Origin of the sequence: Polynucleobacter sp. AP-Kaivos-20-H2 (assembly GCF_018882215.1) — a bacterium.
In the GTDB taxonomy this organism is placed as follows: Bacteria; Pseudomonadota; Gammaproteobacteria; order Burkholderiales; family Burkholderiaceae; genus Polynucleobacter.
Genome location: NZ_JACVOX010000006.1, coordinates 1 through 1,442, shown reverse-complemented (window position 1 = coordinate 1,442; position 1,442 = coordinate 1). Strand labels below are relative to the sequence as shown.

1 protein-coding gene is annotated in these 1,442 nt (G+C 46.7%); it reads right to left on the bottom strand.

Going from position 1 to position 1,442, the window contains the following annotated elements:
* Nucleotides 1-31: 31 nt before the first annotated feature.
* A protein-coding gene (locus tag ICE89_RS11625) for an IS3 family transposase (protein WP_370625370.1) occupies nucleotides 32-1,389 on the bottom strand; the annotation gives its coding sequence in 2 pieces (ribosomal slippage) (nucleotides 32-927 and nucleotides 927-1,389; 1,359 coding nt in all).
* Nucleotides 1,390-1,442: the final 53 nt, after the last annotated feature.

Genomic DNA, 1,442 nt, shown 5'->3' with positions numbered 1-1,442 from the left:
TGAACTGACCCCCAGTAGTTGGACAGTTTAGTTAGGTTAGCACGAGGGATTGAGTTCGGTAATCAACCGGACTTAATCCCTTTAGCTTTTCTTTGATTCGGTCATGGTTGTAGTAGTGGATATATTCCTTAAGTTCAGCTTTAAATGATTCGATACTTTCAAATCTCTTCCGATAGAAGAACTCCGTCTTCATAATGCCGAACCAGTTTTCCATCACGGCATTATCTAAGCAATTGCCTTTTCTAGACATGCTTTGATCTATGCCTTTTTCCTTTAAGGCTTGTTGATAGAGCCCCATCTGGTATTGCCAACCCTGATCTGAGTGCAGCATGGGTTGATCTTTTGGCCCCAGTTGTTTAAATGCGCTTTTGAGCATCTGCATGACGGTGCTAATCTGCGGCCGATCAGCAATCTCATAGGAGATGATCTCTTGGTTATAGAGGTCTAAGATCGGTGATAAGTACACTCGCTCGCCTTTGATGTTGAACTCAGTCACATCAGTTACCCACTTCTGATGAGGTTTACTTGCCCCAAAGTTACGCTCGAGTAAGTTAGGCGCCACCTTACCAACACCCCCTTTATAAGACTGATAGCGCTTGGGGCGTACGGTGGACTTGAGGCCAAGTTGGCCCATGAGCTTTTGTACGGTCTTGTGGTTTAAGTGTTGATGTTGATTACGTAGCTCTAGTAGCACCCGCCGATAGCCATAGCGACCCTGGTGGCGATGGTAGATTGCGCTAATTTGATTCTTAGCATCCAGATAGGGATCGGGCGCATGACTACTACTGGCTTTAAGCCAGTAGTAGTAAACGCTTTTAGCCATCTTGGCGATAGCGAGTAAATCGATTAAACGGTAATACGGCCTTAGCTCAGTGATGACTTGGGCTTGTTCTCTTTTGCAGCTTTGCTCTGAGCTAAGGCTTCTAACTTTTTTAGGTAGGCAGCCTCAGCCTCTGCGTACTCTAAGCGTCGTCGCATCTCTGCAGGTGTGAGTTCTGAGACAGGCTTTTTGAGCAGTGCTTTGATATTAAATTGGGACATAGGCGGTCGTCCTATAGGTCGATTAGCAAGGGCTGCAATACCGCCTTCATTGTAGAGTTTTTGCCATCGCAATACAGTGCTCATGCTGCGGATGCCAAAGTGGGCCGCAGTTGGTCTGGCCGATACTTGGTGCTTGGCCATGTACCGCAGAACCTGCAGTTTAAATTGGGGAGGGTGACGTTGATGGTCTGGAGTAAGGCCATCAGGGCCATGCGCCTGATAGGCTAAAGACCAGTCTCGGACCTGAGAGTGGTTCACTGTAAATAGATTGGCAACCCGCTTTAGACCGCCAAATTTTAAGAACTCTTTAACTACCTTTAGCTTGAACTGCTTGCTGTACTTGCTCATAAAACAAAACCCCCTTGGTTGGACATAACGTCCAACTTTTGGGGGTCAGTTCA